Annotated in this window: 13 protein-coding genes and 1 pseudogene; 8 read left to right on the forward strand and 6 right to left on the reverse strand. The window is 43.8% G+C overall.

The genetic code is table 11. From position 1 onward, the window contains the following. Positions 1-152 precede the first annotated feature (152 nt). Positions 153-1,073, reverse strand: coding sequence for a kdo(2)-lipid IV(A) palmitoleoyltransferase (gene lpxP / locus FQZ95_RS17995; protein ID WP_000484014.1), 921 nt, complete (start codon positions 1,071-1,073; stop codon positions 153-155). Positions 1,074-1,426: 353 nt separating this feature from the next. On the opposite strand from lpxP, the gene FQZ95_RS18000 reads away from it, so the two are divergent. Further along, positions 1,427-1,669, forward strand: coding sequence for a YfdY family protein (locus FQZ95_RS18000; protein ID WP_000639883.1), 243 nt, complete (start codon positions 1,427-1,429; stop codon positions 1,667-1,669). Positions 1,670-1,745: 76 nt separating this feature from the next. Here FQZ95_RS18000 and ypdI read toward each other — a convergent pair whose 3' ends face one another. Beyond that, positions 1,746-2,021 carry a colanic acid biosynthesis lipoprotein YpdI gene (ypdI, locus tag FQZ95_RS18005; protein ID WP_000867670.1) on the reverse strand — a complete coding sequence of 92 codons (276 nt, stop codon included), beginning with the start codon at positions 2,019-2,021 and terminating at the stop codon, positions 1,746-1,748. A 295-nt stretch (positions 2,022-2,316) separates the two neighbouring features. Here ypdI and FQZ95_RS18010 point away from each other — a divergent pair, with 295 nt between their 5' ends. The 5 genes from FQZ95_RS18010 (at position 2,317) to yfdE (ending at position 8,693) form a co-directional block, all read left to right on the forward strand. Next, positions 2,317-2,949, forward strand: coding sequence for a YfdX family protein (locus FQZ95_RS18010; protein ID WP_000825617.1), 633 nt, complete (start codon positions 2,317-2,319; stop codon positions 2,947-2,949). Positions 2,950-3,462: 513 nt separating this feature from the next. After that, on the forward strand, positions 3,463-4,713 hold the full coding sequence (gene frc / locus FQZ95_RS18015; protein ID WP_160530482.1) for a formyl-CoA transferase: 1,251 nt from the start codon (positions 3,463-3,465) through the stop codon (positions 4,711-4,713). Between the two features lie 53 nt (positions 4,714-4,766). Further along, positions 4,767-6,461 carry an oxalyl-CoA decarboxylase gene (gene oxc / locus FQZ95_RS18020; RefSeq protein ID WP_160530483.1) on the forward strand — a complete coding sequence of 565 codons (1,695 nt, stop codon included), beginning with the start codon at positions 4,767-4,769 and terminating at the stop codon, positions 6,459-6,461. A gap of 68 nt (positions 6,462-6,529) precedes the next feature. Further along, positions 6,530-7,474, forward strand: a complete 945-nt coding sequence (gene yfdV, locus FQZ95_RS18025; RefSeq protein WP_000955028.1) for a transporter YfdV — start codon at positions 6,530-6,532, stop codon at positions 7,472-7,474. Between the two features lie 73 nt (positions 7,475-7,547). After that, the gene (gene yfdE / locus FQZ95_RS18030; RefSeq protein WP_160530484.1) at positions 7,548-8,693 is read left to right on the forward strand and encodes a CoA:oxalate CoA-transferase; all 1,146 of its coding nucleotides are present in this window, start codon (positions 7,548-7,550) and stop codon (positions 8,691-8,693) included. 55 nt (positions 8,694-8,748) lie between these two features. On the opposite strand, the gene evgS is transcribed toward yfdE, so the two are convergent. Together evgS and evgA are read right to left on the reverse strand one after the other, a co-directional pair. Further along, positions 8,749-12,342: an acid-sensing system histidine kinase EvgS gene (evgS, locus tag FQZ95_RS18035; protein ID WP_160530485.1), complete on the reverse strand. Its 3,594-nt coding sequence runs from the start codon at positions 12,340-12,342 to the stop codon at positions 8,749-8,751. 4 nt (positions 12,343-12,346) lie between these two features. Continuing rightward, positions 12,347-12,961, reverse strand: a complete 615-nt coding sequence (gene evgA / locus FQZ95_RS18040) for an acid-sensing system DNA-binding response regulator EvgA (protein ID WP_000991370.1) — start codon at positions 12,959-12,961, stop codon at positions 12,347-12,349. A 415-nt stretch (positions 12,962-13,376) separates the two neighbouring features. Between evgA and emrK the strand changes: the two genes are divergently transcribed. Both emrK and emrY read left to right on the forward strand, forming a co-directional pair. Further along, positions 13,377-14,540: a multidrug efflux MFS transporter periplasmic adaptor subunit EmrK gene (emrK, locus tag FQZ95_RS18045; RefSeq protein ID WP_105277561.1), complete on the forward strand. Its 1,164-nt coding sequence runs from the start codon at positions 13,377-13,379 to the stop codon at positions 14,538-14,540. Beyond that, positions 14,540-16,078, forward strand: a complete 1,539-nt coding sequence (gene emrY / locus FQZ95_RS18050) for a multidrug efflux MFS transporter permease subunit EmrY (RefSeq protein WP_160530486.1) — start codon at positions 14,540-14,542, stop codon at positions 16,076-16,078. The genes emrK and emrY overlap by 1 nt, the downstream gene beginning before the upstream one ends. Positions 16,079-16,186: 108 nt before the next feature. Here emrY and dsdA read toward each other — a convergent pair whose 3' ends face one another. Both dsdA and FQZ95_RS18060 read right to left on the reverse strand, forming a co-directional pair. Continuing rightward, positions 16,187-17,515, reverse strand: a complete 1,329-nt coding sequence (gene dsdA / locus FQZ95_RS18055) for a D-serine ammonia-lyase (protein ID WP_160530487.1) — start codon at positions 17,513-17,515, stop codon at positions 16,187-16,189. Next, positions 17,497-17,715 (reverse strand): annotated as a pseudogene (locus FQZ95_RS18060) (GntT/GntP/DsdX family permease); the annotation flags it as partial. The pseudogene FQZ95_RS18060 and the gene dsdA, both read right to left, overlap by 19 nt. Positions 17,716-17,806: the final 91 nt, after the last annotated feature.

The raw sequence follows: 17,806 nt of genomic DNA on the forward strand, positions 1-17,806 counted from the left end.
TAGTAACTTACAGGTGTCTCATATCGGCGACAGTTTAATTTCTGACGGTAATAATTAGAGATTCAGCGAAGGAAAAAACCTTAAGAAAAAAGCCATAAAAACCATGAGGTTATTATGGCTGATTTGAGGAGGGAAAGAGTAAGAGCAGTTTGTTAAATGTATAACGACGATTCACCCACCGGGCGCGTTTTAAAGCGACGGTGGATCCAGAGGTACTGCTCAGGTGCGCGCATAATCTCTTTCTCGATAATCTTGTTCATATAGGCAGCGGCTTGATTTTCATCTGCCGGGTAGCCTTCCATTTCAGGGGTGATGAACAACCGATATCCGCTGTAATCCGTTTTTCTGACCATCGTTACGGTCAACATGGCTGCGCCAGAGAGACGAGAGAGGACATAGGTACCATTGGTTGTGGCAACATTTTCTACCGCAAAGAACGGTGCGAAGGAGCTACCTTTACGACCATAATCCTGATCGGGAGCAAACCATACGGCTTCACCTTTCTTCAGCGCACCGACAATACCGCGCAGATTATTTCTGCCGATCATCGCTTTGTTAGAGCGCATGCGACCACGGGTCTGCACCCATTCCATCAGCTGATTATTATGCGGACGATAGGTGGCCATCATTGGCTGACATAGTCCCATCACGCGGCCGCCCAATTCCAGCGACATAAAATGGACGCCGACAACCATCACGCCACGATTTTGCAGTTGTGCGCGTTTGAGGTTATCCAGCCCTTCAACATCAAACCATTTACGTACGCGACTGTCGGGCCAGAACCATGCCATGCCGGTTTCTACCAGCGCCATGCCGAGTGAACGAAAGTTTTCGGCAATCATCTTCTCGCGCTCTTCAGCAGAATGCTGTGGGAAACAAAGTTCCAGGTTCTTACGGGCGATAGATTCACGACGTTTCAGGAATGGTCGCGCCATCGTGCCGATACGCGTGCCGAGAAAACAGAGAACAGGGTAAGGAAGCTGTACCCAAAGCCAGAGTACACCAAGCCCAAACCATGTGAGCCAGTAGCGAGGATGTAGAAACTCGCGGGAAAATTTGCATTTTGGAAACATAGTTACCTTCTGTAGATACGAATTGTTGTATCGCAGAAGATTCCATGTCGACAGCGGTACACTCAATTGATTGGGCCATCATGTACGACAATGGTTCCTGTAAAGAGTGTAAAGACTAGTCAGGACATAACCACGAGGAGCATGAATGCGGTGCTTTTACTTTATCACTGGCTGACTGCTTTCAGCTACTGATTATTTATCGTGCAAAGTAAATATTTTTTTCGCACATTACAGTCTTGCATTTAACGTGCTGTTTTCATTAATACTTAGCAAAAATTGCCAGAGGTTAAGGATTGTCTTACTATTAAAGTGACTGAAGTTACAGGTTTTTTAGCGCGGCAGGAGGTTGAGCTATGATTTATTTATGGATGTTTCTCGCCCTGTGTATTGTCTGCGTAAGCGGATACATCGGTCAGGTACTGAACGTGGTCTCGGCGGTCTCTTCTTTCTTCGGCATGGTGATCCTCGCTGCACTCATTTACTACTTCACCATGTGGTTAACTGGCGGTAATGAACTAGTGACGGGGATATTTATGTTTCTTGCCCCGGCTTGTGGATTGATGATTCGCTTTATGGTGGGGTATGGCAGGCGGTAGTAGTTCAGGATGGATCATTTGGGCAGGTGCTCACATCATCAACAGACATGATTGTTCACCTGCCATGTGACAGACGCTATCGCACAGGATGAATAAGATAATTCGCCTTTGTCGGAAAAGGGGGCGTGATGTCTTCTGTGAGATTTAATGGTGGCGCATCTTCTCTCATCTTAAACAAAATCGCCTGTGATGGTTGAAGTTTTGTAGAATGAGTTGTCGTCATCACTGACGTTTTTTCTGTCTCTTTATAGCTCGTCTCACTTCCACCACCAGAAATGGAAAATGCAAAAACATTGCATGCCATAATAGAGACCAATAAAAATAAGCTAAAAAGCATTAAGTTTACTTTCATAGAAAGTTATCCTGAGAATGGCTCACTGAGAACCTACGATGTTATGGCTGTATTTACATTTAATTAATCAGTATTTACATCGATATAATAAATGACATCTCTTTGTGGTATATAAGAATAGTTCTCTGCGACAGGAAGCATATTCCTACAATTGTAAGACTAAAATACTTCTTGCGATAATAACTACAACTGTAAGATAACCCTTTCAAAATGACCGTTGCTCTCTGATTTCTCATTTCATGCTCACCCAATATGATGGCGGCGTTTTCTAAAACTGTTAAAGAATGAGGTAAGTATGAAACGTTTAATTATGGCTACGATGGTCACAGCAGTTCTGGCATCTTCAACTGTATGGGCTGCTGATAATGCACCGGTAGCAGCACAACAGCAAACTCAGCAAGTTCAGCAAACCCAGAAAACGGTAGCAGCAGAGCGTATCTCTGAACAGGGTTTATATGCGATGCGTGACGTGCAGGTAGCGCGCCTGGCTCTGTTTCATGGCGATCCGGAAAAGGCAAAAGAACTGACCAATGAAGCTTCCGCTTTGCTGTCAGATGACAGTACTGAATGGGCAAAGTTCGCTAAGCCAGGTAAAAAGACCAATATCAATGATGACCAATATATTGTCATTAATGCATCTGTCGGAATTTCTGAGAGTTATGTAGCGACACCAGAAAAAGAAGCAGCGATAAAAATTGCGAATGAAAAAATGGCGAAAGGGGATAAAAAGGGCGCAATGGAAGAGCTTCGCCTGGCCGGTGTTGGCGTAATGGAAAACCAATATCTGATGCCGCTTAAACAGACTCGTAATGCACTTGCTGATGCGCAGAAACTGCTTGATAAAAAGCAATACTACGAGGCAAACCTGGCGCTTAAAGGTGCGGAAGATGGAATCATCGTCGATAGCGAAGCACTGTTTGTGAACTAATGCTGACAGGCAGCATATTGAAGTAAAAGATTTTACTCCCTCCAGGCGACAATTTTTTATGACCACAATACGACCGATTGTGGTCATAAAATTATTTGGCGCTCGCGGTTCTATAAACACGCATTTTCTATTCCTCAAAGTAAACATCAATAATCCCGTGTCATCACGAAATCATTGTTTATGTTATGTTTTATGGTACGATTTAAAAATCGTAATCATTTCCCTAACTGTAAATCACAATCGCTTCTTACAGTTGTAAGAATAACATCACAAATGTCGCGGCTCTCTCTGATTACCGCAAACCAATATTTATCATATTCTTCTTTTCGTCCTCACTACTTACCATGCAAAAAGGAATTGGAAGTGGCGATGAAATGAATTTCAGCACTTGATACAGGAATTTAAAAATATCGAGTGCAGCTACGACGATATTTTGCGGATTATTTATAGAGGGCGTTATGCCTTAAATAAACGCTAAATTAACATATATTTAATTAACTAATAGGTATTGCTATGTCAACTCCACTTCAAGGAATTAAAGTTCTCGATTTCACCGGTGTGCAATCTGGCCCATCTTGTACTCAGATGCTGGCGTGGTTTGGCGCTGACGTCATTAAAATTGAACGTCCCGGCGTTGGTGACGTAACGCGTCGCCAGCTGCGAGATATTCCTGATATCGATGCACTTTACTTCACCATGCTTAACAGCAACAAACGTTCTATTGAATTAAATACCAAAACAGCGGAAGGCAAAGAGGTAATGGAAAAGCTGATCCGCGAAGCTGATATCTTGGTCGAGAACTTTCATCCAGGGGCTATTGATCACATGGGCTTCACCTGGGAGCATATTCAGGAAATCAACCCACGTCTGATTTTTGGTTCGATCAAAGGGTTTGATGAGTGTTCGCCTTATGTGAATGTAAAAGCCTATGAAAACGTTGCTCAGGCAGCGGGTGGCGCGGCATCCACTACGGGTTTTTGGGACGGCCCGCCGCTGGTAAGCGCTGCAGCGTTGGGTGACAGCAACACCGGAATGCATTTGCTGATCGGTTTACTTGCTGCTTTGCTGCATCGCGAAAAAACGGGGCGTGGGCAACGAGTTACCATGTCAATGCAGGATGCCGTGTTGAACCTTTGCCGCGTGAAATTACGTGACCAGCAGCGCCTCGATAAGCTGGGTTATCTGGAAGAATACCCGCAGTATCCGAATGGCACATTTGGCGACGCAGTACCACGCGGTGGTAATGCGGGTGGTGGCGGTCAGCCTGGCTGGATCCTGAAATGTAAAGGCTGGGAAACCGATCCTAACGCCTATATTTATTTCACTATTCAGGAGCAAAACTGGGAAAACACCTGTAAAGCTATCGGCAAACCAGAATGGATTACCGATCCGGCATACAGTACAGCTCATGCCCGACAGCCACATATTTTCGATATTTTTGCTAAAATCGAAAAATACACTGTCACTATTGATAAACATGAAGCGGTGGCCTATTTGACTCAGTTTGATATTCCTTGTGCACCGGTATTAAGTATGAAAGAAATTTCACTTGATCCCTCTTTGCGCCAAAGTGGCAGTGTTGTCGAAGTGGAACAACCGTTGCGTGGAAAATATCTGACAGTTGGTTGTCCAATGAAATTCTCTGCCTTTACGCCGGATATTAAAGCTGCGCCGTTATTAGGTGAACATACCGCTGCTGTATTGCAGGAGCTGGGTTATAGCGACGATGAAATTGCTGCAATGAAGCAAAACCACGCCATCTGATATTAACGGGGGCTTCTGGCTCCCAATTTATAAAAATTTCGAGGTTATTAATCATGTCAGATCAACTTCAAATGACAGATGGTATGCATATCATCGTTGAAGCATTAAAACAGAATAATATTGACACTATTTATGGTGTTGTAGGTATTCCTGTGACGGATATGGCGCGCCATGCCCAGGCGGAAGGCATTCGTTATATTGGTTTTCGTCATGAGCAATCTGCAGGCTATGCGGCTGCGGCAAGCGGTTTTCTTACCCAAAAGCCAGGGATCTGCCTGACCGTTTCTGCGCCAGGATTCCTCAATGGTTTGACCGCATTGGCCAACGCAACAGTAAATGGTTTTCCGATGATCATGATCAGCGGCTCCAGCGATCGCGCGATCGTTGATCTCCAGCAAGGTGATTATGAAGAGCTGGACCAAATGAATGCGGCAAAACCCTATGCCAAAGCGGCATTCCGCGTTAACCAGCCGCAGGATCTTGGCATTGCGTTGGCACGCGCTATCCGGGTCTCCGTTTCGGGTCGCCCTGGCGGTGTTTATCTTGATTTGCCAGCAAATGTCCTGGCTGCGACGATGGAAAAAGACGAGGCATTAGCCACTATTGTTAAAGTTGAAAACCCATCGCCAGCGTTATTGCCATGCCCGAAGTCAGTCACTAGTGCAATTTCGCTGTTAGCAAAAGCAGAACGGCCATTAATTATCCTTGGTAAAGGCGCGGCGTATTCACAAGCAGATGAGCAGCTTCGTGAGTTTATTGAAAGTACCCAGATTCCATTCCTGCCAATGTCTATGGCGAAAGGGATCCTGGAAGATACGCATCCACTTTCTGCGGCGGCTGCGCGTTCGTTTGCGCTGGCAAATGCTGATGTTGTCATGCTTGTTGGGGCGCGACTGAATTGGTTACTGGCGCACGGTAAAAAAGGATGGGCGGCAGATACACAGTTTATTCAACTGGATATAGAACCGCAGGAAATTGACAGCAACCGCCCCATTGCTGTGCCAGTCGTTGGCGATATTGCATCCAGTATGCAAGGTATGCTGGCAGAACTGAAACAAAACACATTTACGACTCCACTGGTGTGGCGCGATATTTTAAATATCCACAAGCAGCAAAATGCGCAAAAAATGCATGAAAAGTTAAGTACAGATACCCAACCATTAAATTACTTTAATGCATTGAGTGCGGTGCGCGATGTATTGCACGAGAACCAGGATATTTATGTAGTTAATGAAGGGGCAAATACCCTGGATAATGCACGAAATATTATTGATATGTATAAACCACGTCGTCGTCTGGATTGTGGCACCTGGGGTGTCATGGGCATCGGTATGGGCTATGCCATCGGTGCTAGCGTGACCTCTGGTTCTCCGGTTGTCGCCATTGAAGGTGATAGTGCTTTTGGTTTCAGTGGGATGGAGATTGAAACGATTTGTCGATATAACCTGCCGGTGACGATCGTTATTTTTAATAATGGCGGCATCTACAGAGGAGACGGTGTTGATCTCAGTGGCGCTGGTGCACCATCACCAACAGATCTATTGCACCATGCAAGGTATGACAAATTAATGGATGCATTTCGTGGCGTTGGATATAACGTCACCACGACAGATGAGCTTCGTCATGCGTTAACCACCGGTATTCAGTCGCGCAAACCGACCATTATTAATGTGGTCATCGACCCAGCAGCAGGAACTGAAAGTGGCCATATTACCAAACTTAACCCAAAACAAGTCGCTGGTAATTAAATACTGACATCGTCTCCTCTTGCCAACTCATTATCGATGGTGAGGGGACCCTTATCGGAAATACTATTATGCTAACATTTTTTATTGGCGATTTATTGCCTATTATCGTAATCATGCTGTTGGGTTATTTTAGCGGCAGACGAGAAACTTTTTCAGAAGATCAAGCCCGGGCATTTAATAAACTGGTATTAAACTACGCTCTTCCTGCGGCCCTATTTGTTTCTATTACCCGGGCAAACAGGGAAATGATTTTTGCGGACACTCGCCTGACCCTTGTATCACTTGTGGTTATTGTCGGATGTTTCTTTTTCTCCTGGTTTGGTTGCTACAAATTTTTTAAACGTACCCATGCAGAAGCAGCAGTATGTGCATTAATTGCAGGTTCACCTACCATTGGATTCTTGGGGTTTGCAGTTCTCGACCCTATTTATGGTGATTCCGTATCAACAGGTTTAGTGGTAGCAATTATTTCTATTATTGTTAACGCAATTACTATTCCTATTGGTCTGTATTTGCTGAATCCCTCCTCAGGAGCGGATGGTAAGAAGAATAGCAATCTGAGCGCGTTAATCTCTGCGGCAAAGGAGCCAGTCGTATGGGCACCTGTTCTGGCAACGATCCTGGTGTTGGTTGGGGTAAAAATTCCGGCAGCATGGGATCCAACCTTTAATCTGATTGCGAAGGCTAACTCAGGGGTAGCGGTATTCGCTGCGGGGTTGACTCTGGCTGCACATAAATTCGAGTTCAGTGCTGAAATTGCTTATAACACCTTCCTGAAGCTGATTCTGATGCCACTGGCACTGCTTCTCGTTGGTATGGCATGTCATTTGAACAGCGAACATCTGCAGATGATGGTACTGGCAGGCGCATTACCGCCGGCATTCTCCGGAATCATTATTGCCAGCCGGTTTAATGTCTACACCCGCACTGGTACAGCGTCATTGGCTGTTAGTGTGCTGGGTTTTGTCGTCACGGCTCCCTTGTGGATTTATGTCAGTCGACTGGTTTCATAATTAATCATGTTATTAATTTTCATAAATGCCGAAGAGTCTTTTCACCTTCGGCTTTTTTTCAAGGCATAAGCAAATGACCAATAATGAATGCAAAGGGCCGTTTGAAGGCTTATTAGTTATCGATATGACGCATGTCCTTAATGGGCCTTTCGGAACTCAACTTCTTTGTAATATGGGCGCAAGGGTAATTAAAGTTGAGCCGCCAGGTCATGGTGATGATACCCGCACATTTGGTCCCTATGTGGATGGACAGTCACTCTATTACAGTTTTATTAATCATGGCAAAGAGAGTGTGGTTCTTGATTTAAAGAATGACCACGATAAAAGTATATTTATAAATATGCTTAAACAAGCTGATGTATTAGCCGAGAATTTCCGCCCAGGTACAATGGAAAAACTGGGGTTTTCATGGGAAACGCTACAAGAAATCAACCCGCGTCTCATCTATGCTTCATCGTCAGGTTTCGGGCATACCGGCCCGCTAAAAGATGCTCCTGCCTACGATACCATCATTCAGGCAATGAGCGGGATAATGATGGAAACGGGATACCCTGATGCTCCGCCTGTGCGCGTGGGTACCTCTCTTGCGGATTTATGTGGCGGTGTCTATTTATTCAGTGGAATCGTGAGTGCGCTTTATGGCCGCGAAAAGAGCCAGCGAGGGGCGCATGTCGATATCGCGATGTTTGATGCCACTCTGAGTTTTCTGGAGCATGGACTGATGGCATATATCGCGACTGGGAAGTCACCACAACGTCTGGGAAATCGCCATCCCTACATGGCTCCTTTTGATGTTTTCGATACTCAGGATAAACCAATTACTATTTGTTGTGGTAATGACAAGCTTTTTTCTGCGTTATGCCAGGCACTGGATCTGACGGAACTTGTTGATGATCCCCGATTTAACAGCAATATTTTACGTGTACAAAATCAAGCTATTCTTAAACAATATATTGAGCGGACGTTAAAAACGCAGGCAGCTGAAGTTTGGTTAGCCAGAATACATGAAGTTGGTGTACCCGTAGCGCCGTTATTAAGTGTGGCTGAGGCCATTAATTTGCCACAAACTCAGGCGAGAAATATGTTGATTGAAGCTGGCGGAATAATGATGCCGGGTAATCCGATAAAAATCAGCGGCTGCGCGGACCCGCATGTTATGCCGGGAGCGGCAACGCTCGACCAGCATGGGGAACAAATTCGCCATGAGTTCTCATCATAAATGTAAGATGTGCTGGTAAATAGCTCCCACATTTGAACCTTGTGGGAGCCGCTATTTAGCCATTTTGCTGACAGAAAACAGCAATCTCCTGGTCCAGTTCTGCAATGTGTTCTTTAACGGAGTTCAGCAGCTGAATAATTTCAGGCTTACTGCCATCTGAAACAGGTGTTATTTCTAACTGGTGGCTAATATTAATCAACTTTTGCAAATTCAGGATGTTAGCCGCACCGTGGATGCGATGAATACACTGATGGAAAGTTCTGTTATCGCCAGCTTCTAGCGCATGAAACGCAGCGGATAGATCTTTATGCGTTTCATGCTGGAAAGTCATGAGAATCTCCTGCATTAGTTGCAGATCGTTCGCCGTATTATTTTTCAGGGCTTCGATATCAAGATGGCGATACAGGGGAGCAATATGCGCAACCTGTTGTAACTGACTTAAATGTGTTTTTAGTACATCCAGGGTCAATGGTTTGAATAAGCATAGATCCATGCCACAACTTAACCCTTTGTCGCGTTCATTAGCCTGTGCGTTGGCCGTAAGCCCCCAGACGGGTAAAGAATAATGTTGCTCACGGAGTTTGCGGGTCAACTCAAAACCATCCATATTCGGCATATTAACATCAGTAATAAGCAGATCATAATGCTGCATACTGACTTTGTGTAGCGCTTGTACACCATCAGAGGCTTCATCAACATCATATCCTAATAGGTTTAGCTGGCGTTTGAGTAATAGCCTGTTGGTCGGATGATCATCCGCGATTAATATGCTCAACTTTTCAGGGAGTGTCATAGGTTGTTCTGCTTTTGCCTCGGCAGTCGCCACTTGTTGGGTAATTTCTACCGGGATTGTGATCGTAAATGTCGTTCCTATGCCTGGATGACTTTCTAATGACAAATCGCCCTGCATGTTTTTAATTAATTCTTTGCAGATCATGAGGCCTAAACCAGAACCTGTTTGCTGACGACCTGCTGTTGTTTGGCTATAGCGTTTAAACAGTTGTTGTTGTTCTTCCTGCGATAATCCGCTTCCGGTGTCCATAATCGTCATTTTGATAACAGCGTGGTTGTCATCAATATGAACCAGGGAAGTCGTAATTTTTACTGCCCCCTCGGTGGTAAATTTAAGGGCATTACTCAGTAAATTAGACAGCACCTGCTTAAATGCTTGAGGGTCGATTTTAACCAGGTAGCGTTCAGGAAGCGTACTGCTGCAATTTAATGCGATGGATTTGCTTGCAGCAATCGCACCGAAAGAATGACAAGTGTTTTGGACTAAAGTAGGGATATCGACCCATTGTGGTTGAAGTTGATAGTTACCCGATTCAATTTTGTCGACATCAAGGATTTCACCAATTAAGCCGAGGAGTGACTGTCCGGTGGCGTAAGCAAGTGAAATCGCCTCCACACGTTGCTCCTTGCTAAGACCTGAACCCGACAGAAGTTCCAGGAAGCCCATAATGGAGCTAATTGGTGTTCTTATTTCGTGACTCATTGTTGCCAGGAACTGGCTTTTTGCGACAGTTGCATTGATCGCTTTATTTCTTTCTACTTCGAGTGCATGAATTAAATCACGCGTCTCGGTAATATCTTGCCAACCACAAATATATACTGCATTGTCACTTGCAGGTAAATTGCATAATGTATGCCAATGATTAATGCATCTTTTTTCAGTACCATTATTAATTTCAAAAACTTGGCTATATATTGTTCTGTTTTCTTTTGTTTCTGCTGTGACTTCATGCACATTAGAAAAAACATCTTTAAAGGGGGAGTCACTGTTTTCTAATGGTAACATTGCATTTTTGTAGTAATCAGCAGTGAAATAATGTTCAAATGCACTATTGTGACTAATGACATTACCTTGCCAGTTTACAACATAAGTTGGATTCGGTAAGGAATCCGAGAGTGCTTTCCGGAATGATATTTGGTTTTCTAAATCACCCTGAATTACCTTACGACGACGAACTGAGCGTAACAGGTAGAATCCCCATAAAAGGCTACTGCCAACTAATAAAACGGATAAAGTCGTAACAATGTAAAATTGCTCACTATAGAGGTCCCATGTGTCAATGGTCACATTGGGCATTTTGATCCATTTTTCCGTCAGGCGCAGAACTTCGCTTGGGGGAATTGCATTCAATGCTTTATTAATAATATCCTTAAGTTCTGGTTCTCCGCGAGGAAAAGCGAACGAAAGCGATGCATTCTCAACGCCGGGAATAAGAAAATGATAAAGCTCATTAGGATAGTAATGGTCGATCATGTAACGCGAATTTAGCTGTGTCGCGACCAGGGCATCAAGTTCACCTTCCTTAACCTTGTGAAATGCAGCGCTAGCATTATCGACTTGTATCCACTCAATCTCCGGATACATCTCTTTCAATTGCGAATGAAGCTCATAATAATATGGAATGGCAACTTTCATTCCTTTTTTTAAAGTTTGTTCACTATCAGGCGCTTTTTGCATGACGAAAACGTAAGGCGTTGTTATGAATGCTTCAGCAAATAAAACATTATTTTCTCGATCTTCACTATAAATAGCGCCAGGTAAGATATCCCATCCATCGGGATTAAGCTGTGTTCCGGCATGGATATTGTGTGAAACGGTGATCGGAGAAAATTTTAAACCTGTTTGCAAGGTAATAATATTAAGAATATCCCCCATAACGCCCCGAACCGAGCCATTTTCATCAGTCATAGAATAGGGGGGCGAGTAAGGATTTTCCAGCACCCTTAATTCGGGATGCTGCTTAATCCACAGTTTTTCATGTTCAGTGAGTTCTAATGGTTTGTTCAGAAAGGCCAGGTTCCCTGTATCAAGCCAATTTTGTGATACTTCATAGCGAACTTCATTTGTTAAAGCATCGACAAATCGATTGAGTACTTCATTAAGAATGACGGATTCTTTTCTGGTCAAGAAAAAATTATATTGACGCGGCGAGTTATAATATTTCACTACATTTAAGGAGTGAGTGAAATAGCGGGAAATCATACTGCTGGTAATGATGTTACTACCAATAAAGTAATCATTATGTCCGGTAGAAACGGATGCTAATGCCTGATATAAATTTGTAAAAGAGATAATTGTTGCTTTTGGAAATGATTGATGAATTACCTCGTCTGGGGGGTAATTTGCTACCCGAGCAATATTTACTGGTTTTGGTGAGGTAAGCGGTCGCATTGAGTCGTGAAGGGTGGTTACCAGCGCCGGAAAGGTAATTATCAATGGTTTGGTTGCAGCAATGTCATTATTAAGAGGCGGCGAAGTAACTAAATGTGATAACACTATATCGACTTCACCTTCTGCAAGCGCGTCCATTGCTTTTTGATGATCTGCGTATTCCCGGAGTGTTAATTTGATATTTAACGCTCTTTTTAAAAGATTTAAATAATCCGCATTAATACCACGAACCCGTTGCTGCGAATCGGTATGCAACAACGTAGCCGTTTGGGACTTGTGTACTGCAATCACAAGATTTTTTTTGCTCGCGAGCCAGCGTAATTCCTTGTTGCTCAGACGTAGTGGATCAAGTGTGACACGGTTGTTACTACTGATGCCACGATATTCGATGTAATCTCCGTCTGCGAAACTTATGGTCGACCAAAGACCACAACAGAGAAGAAAAATATAGGGTAAAAACTTCATGTGGTTAGCCGATTTTGTTACGTTGTGCGAATGTGTAAAGATCCATCAGTGATTTGCATTCTAATTTTTCCATCAAGCGACTTTTATAAGTGCTGACAGTTTTGTTGCTGATGAACATTTTTTCAGCAATGTCATTATTATCCTTGCCATCAAGAATATACCGCATGACACTAATTTCTTGTTTCGATAAGGAGTCGAGTTTTTGCTGGTCGGACGTTAAACTTCCAACAAACCGGTTGAGAGAGAAGGGGAAATAGCAGTAGCCATTTTTTGCAGCTTCAATAGCAGCAATGATATTGTTCATGCCTTCTTTTTTACTGACGAAACCATTAGCGCCAGCATCAGCACAATGTTTCCCGTAAAAATGGTCATTTTTAGCGGAGACAATAATAATAATTCCGCTATATTGGCGCTTTCTCAGCGTTTCTAACACCTGGATACCGTTAACTCCGGGGATATCGACATCAATGATGACGATATCAGGCTTAAGTGTTTCCACCCGCTGAACGGCGCTTCCGCCTTCAGTCAACTCTGCTAAGATTTCAATATCGTTTTTGATCAATAAATTACGAATTGCTGCGATAGCAAGAGGATGGTCATCAATAATTATTGCGTTCATAGATTATTCCCTTTGCAATGAAGCATTTCCCTTCTCCCTGTAGTAATACAGACATAAGGCATCATCTCATTTTCTCAATAAAAATAAGAAAATTTGAGCTTCCTTTAAGATAATTCGACAAGTATACCATATAAATAGTCGGCATAAATAAAATGTCAACAATAAAATCAGGGATGATACCGCTAACTTATAGTTTCAAATGAGTACTATAAGGCTTCTCATTAATCCTACAGGCGTAAGAATTGTATTGCAAAAGTCACGGTTTAGTCCTCTGTTGTATCTTCTGCAACTCCTTTAAATTAGGCCTCCAACGTTCCTGGGATAATGTGTAACACATGCACTGTGTTTGATATGAAGAATAAATACTCTTTTCATTCAATTCATAAATTTCATCTATGCGAAATGAGAGATAATAGTGGAACAGATTAATTCAAATAAAAAACATTCTGACAGAAGAAAATATTTTGCTTTATTAGCAGTGGTTTTATTTATTGCGTTTTCAGGAGCCTATGCCTATTGGTCACTGGAATTAGAAGACATGATTAGTACAGATGACGCCTATGTTACGGGGAATGCTGATCCAATTTCTGCACAAGTCTCAGGCAGTGTCACTGTCGTTAATCATAAAGATACGAACTTTGTTCGACAGGGTGACATTTTAGTTTCACTGGATAAGACTGATGCCACTATCGCACTCAATAAAGCTAAAAATAATCTGGCAAATATTGTGCGACAAACGAATAAACTATATTTACAGGATAAACAATATAGTGCCGAAGTCGCTTCAGCACGAATCCAGTATCAACAATCTTTAGAAGATTATAATCGTCGTGTGCCGCTAGCAAAGCAGGGGGTTATTTCAAAAGAAACTCTGGAACACACCAAAGATACATTAATAAGTAGCAAAGCGGCATTGAATGCCGCTATCCAGGCTTATAAAGCGAATAAAGCTTTAGTAATGAACACACCATTAAACCGTCAGCCACAAGTCGTTGAAGCGGCGGATGCAACCAAAGAAGCCTGGTTAGCGCTTAAGCGTACGGATATTAAGAGTCCGGTTACTGGTTATATTGCCCAGCGAAGTGTGCAGGTTGGCGAAACAGTGAGTCCTGGACAATCGTTAATGGCTGTCGTACCGGCACGTCAAATGTGGGTTAATGCCAACTTTAAAGAAACACAACTCACGGATGTACGGATTGGTCAATCGGTTAATATAATCAGCGATCTTTATGGTGAAAATGTTGTGTTTCATGGTCGGGTGACAGGGATCAATATGGGAACCGGCAATGCGTTCTCCTTATTACCTGCACAAAATGCGACGGGGAACTGGATCAAAATCGTTCAGCGTGTACCGGTTGAGGTGTCTCTGGATCCAAAAGAACTCATGGAACATCCCTTGCGCATTGGTTTATCGATGACTGCAACCATTGATACCAAGAACGAAGACATTGCCGATATGCCTGATCTGGCTTCATCCGTGACGTCCATGCCTGCTTACACCAGTAAGGCCTTAGTTATCGATACCAGTCCGATAGAAAAAGAGATTAACAACATTATTTCTCATAATGGACAACTTTAATGGCAATCACTAAATCAACTCCGGCACCATTAACCGGTGGGACGTTATGGTGCGTCACTATTGCATTGTCATTAGCGACGTTTATGCAAATGTTGGACTCCACTATTTCTAACGTCGCAATACCCACAATATCTGGCTTTCTCGGAGCATCAACGGACGAAGGCACATGGGTTATCACATCGTTTGGCGTAGCAAATGCCATTGCGATCCCTGTTACCGGCAGGCTGGCACAAAGAATAGGCGAATTAAGGTTATTTTTACTATCAGTAACCTTCTTTTCGCTGTCTTCATTAATGTGTAGTCTTTCGACTAATCTTGATGTTCTTATATTTTTTAGAGTCGTCCAGGGATTAATGGCGGGGCCGTTAATTCCATTGTCACAGAGTTTATTATTAAGGAATTACCCGCCAGAAAAAAGAACATTTGCTTTGGCGTTATGGTCAATGACCGTAATTATCGCTCCGATTTGTGGGCCGATATTGGGTGGCTATATTTGTGATAACTTTAGTTGGGGATGGATATTTTTAATCAATGTCCCTATGGGGATTATCGTCCTGACATTATGTTTAACTTTACTTAAAGGAAGAGAAACTGAAACTTCACCGGTCAAAATGAATTTACCAGGGTTGACCCTGTTAGTGCTCGGTGTTGGTGGCTTGCAAATTATGCTTGATAAAGGGCGCGATCTGGATTGGTTTAACTCGAGTACAATCATAATATTAACAATAGTGTCAATTATTTCTCTGATCTCTTTAGTCATTTGGGAGTCGACCTCAGAGAACCCAATTCTTGACCTCAGTTTGTTTAAGTCCCGTAATTTCACCATTGGTATTGTGAGTATCACCTGCGCGTATTTATTTTACTCTGGAGCGATAGTACTTATGCCGCAGTTACTCCAGGAAACGATGGGGTATAATGCGATATGGGCCGGACTTGCTTATGCGCCCATCGGCATCATGCCACTATTGATTTCGCCTTTGATAGGACGTTATGGCAACAAAATAGACATGCGGGTGTTAGTGACATTTAGTTTTTTGATGTATGCGGTTTGCTATTACTGGCGTTCTGTGACATTTATGCCAACGATTGATTTCACAGGCATCATTTTGCCACAGTTTTTCCAGGGATTCGCCGTTGCCTGTTTCTTTTTACCCTTAACAACGATTTCGTTTTCAGGGTTGCCAGATAATAAATTTGCCAATGCCTCGAGTATGAGTAATTTTTTTCGTACCCTGTCAGGATCAGTTGGTACGTCGTTGACAATGACGTTGTGGGGACGACGCGAATCGTTACACCATAGTCAGTTGACAGCAACCATCGATCAATTTAACCCCGTGTTTAATTCATCATCACAAATTATGGATAAATACTATGGTTCGCTTTCAGGGGTTCTTAATGAAATTAATAATGAAATAACCCAGCAGTCACTTTCTATTTCTGCAAATGAGATTTTCCGTATGGCGGCTATTGCTTTTATCTTACTTACGGTATTGGTTTGGTTTGCGAAACCGCCGTTTACAGCGAAAGGTGTTGGGTGATGGTAAAAAGAGAGAGCTATAGCAGGTAAGACGGTAGAATCTTAAGCCTGCGCCATCGGCAGCATCGCTCACCCAGGGAAAGGATGGCGATGCTGCGGTGAAACGTTATTAACGACCTTTAGCCAGATATTGCTTCATCTCTTCTTCCGGCACCATTCCACCTCCTGTCGCCCACACCAGATGAGTGGCATTACGCAGTTGTTCTGTGCTGAAACCTTGCATCTGTTGGTAAATTACTGATGCGCACACGCGCTGAGGCCCGGCCATACCCGCCAGTGCTGAAGGCTCAAGACGAATGTCTTCTTCCTGCGCCAGCCAGCCAAGCATGTCATACATGGTTTGATCGCTAAGGGTATAGAAGCCATCCAGCAGACGCTCCATTGCCCGCCCGACAAAGCCTGATGCGCGACCAACTGCAAGGCCATCCGCTGCGGTAAGGTTATCGATACCAATATCCTGAACAGAAATCTGATCGTGTAATCCTGTATGGACGCCTAACAGCATATAAGGGGAGTGCGTTGGTTCGGCAAAAAAGCAGTGAACATGATCGCCAAACACCAGTTTAAGCCCGAATGCGACGCCACCAGGACCACCGCCAACACCACACGGCAGATAGACAAACAGAGGGTTATTAGCATCGACAATACGACCTTGCTCGGCAAATTGCGCTTTAAGACGCTGGCCTGCGACGGAATACCCAAGGAACAACGTGCGGGAATTCTCGTCATCAATAAAGAAACAGTTCGGGTCAGACTGCGCTGCTTTACGTCCTTCCTCGACGGCAACCCCATAATCTTGCTCATATTCCACGACCGTAACGCCATGGCTGCGCAGTTTCGCTTTTTTCCATGCCCGGGCATCAGCAGACATATGTACTGTCACCTTAAAGCCAATGCGGGCGCTCATAATGCCGATTGATAACCCCAGATTTCCGGTTGAGCCCACAGCAATGCTGTATTGGCTAAAGAACTGTTTAAACTCCGGAGAAAGCAGTTTGCTGTAGTCATCTTCAAGCGTCAGCAACCCTGCTTCCAGAGCCAGTTTTTCTGCATGTGCCAGGACTTCATAAATCCCGCCGCGTGCTTTTATGGAGCCGGAAATAGGCAAATGGCTATCTTTTTTCAGTAACAGTTGCCCGCTGATCGGTTGCTGATATTCCTTTTCCAGCCGTTTTTGCATAGCCGGAATGGCAACCAGTTCTGATTCAATAATCCCTCCAGAGGCAGCCGTTTCAGGAAATGCTTTTGCCAGATAGGGGGCAAAACGAGATAAGCGCGCATGGGCGTCCTGAACATCCTGTTCGGTCAGGCCAACATAAGGTAAACCTTCAGCCAATGAGGTCGTGCCAGGATTGAACCAGGTGGTTTCTTTAAGAGCAACCAGATCCTTTACCAACGGATACTGGGCGATGAGCGAGTTCATTTTAGCGTTTTCCATAGTATGTCTCTTTGCGCTTCGATGATAAATGACAGCAGGAATGTGCCCGCCAGAGCGACGACTGAAGCGATAAATGTCGCTGTCGTATAGTATTTAAATGTTTCATTGAGCGTAGCGCCGCAATATTGCTTCACCAGCCAGAAAAGCGAGTCCGTAACGATCGTGCAGCCAATCGCAATAATTTCCGGGCTGATGTCTGGTTACAGCCACAGCACAATGATCAATATTTATATTTTTTCTCCGGGTGGGTGATGCCAGTCGGCATGTTTTACCTACTTGTCTGCATGGTGA

The organism is Escherichia sp. HH41S (assembly GCF_009820115.1).
GTDB classification, from domain to species: domain Bacteria; phylum Pseudomonadota; class Gammaproteobacteria; order Enterobacterales; family Enterobacteriaceae; genus Escherichia; species Escherichia coli_F.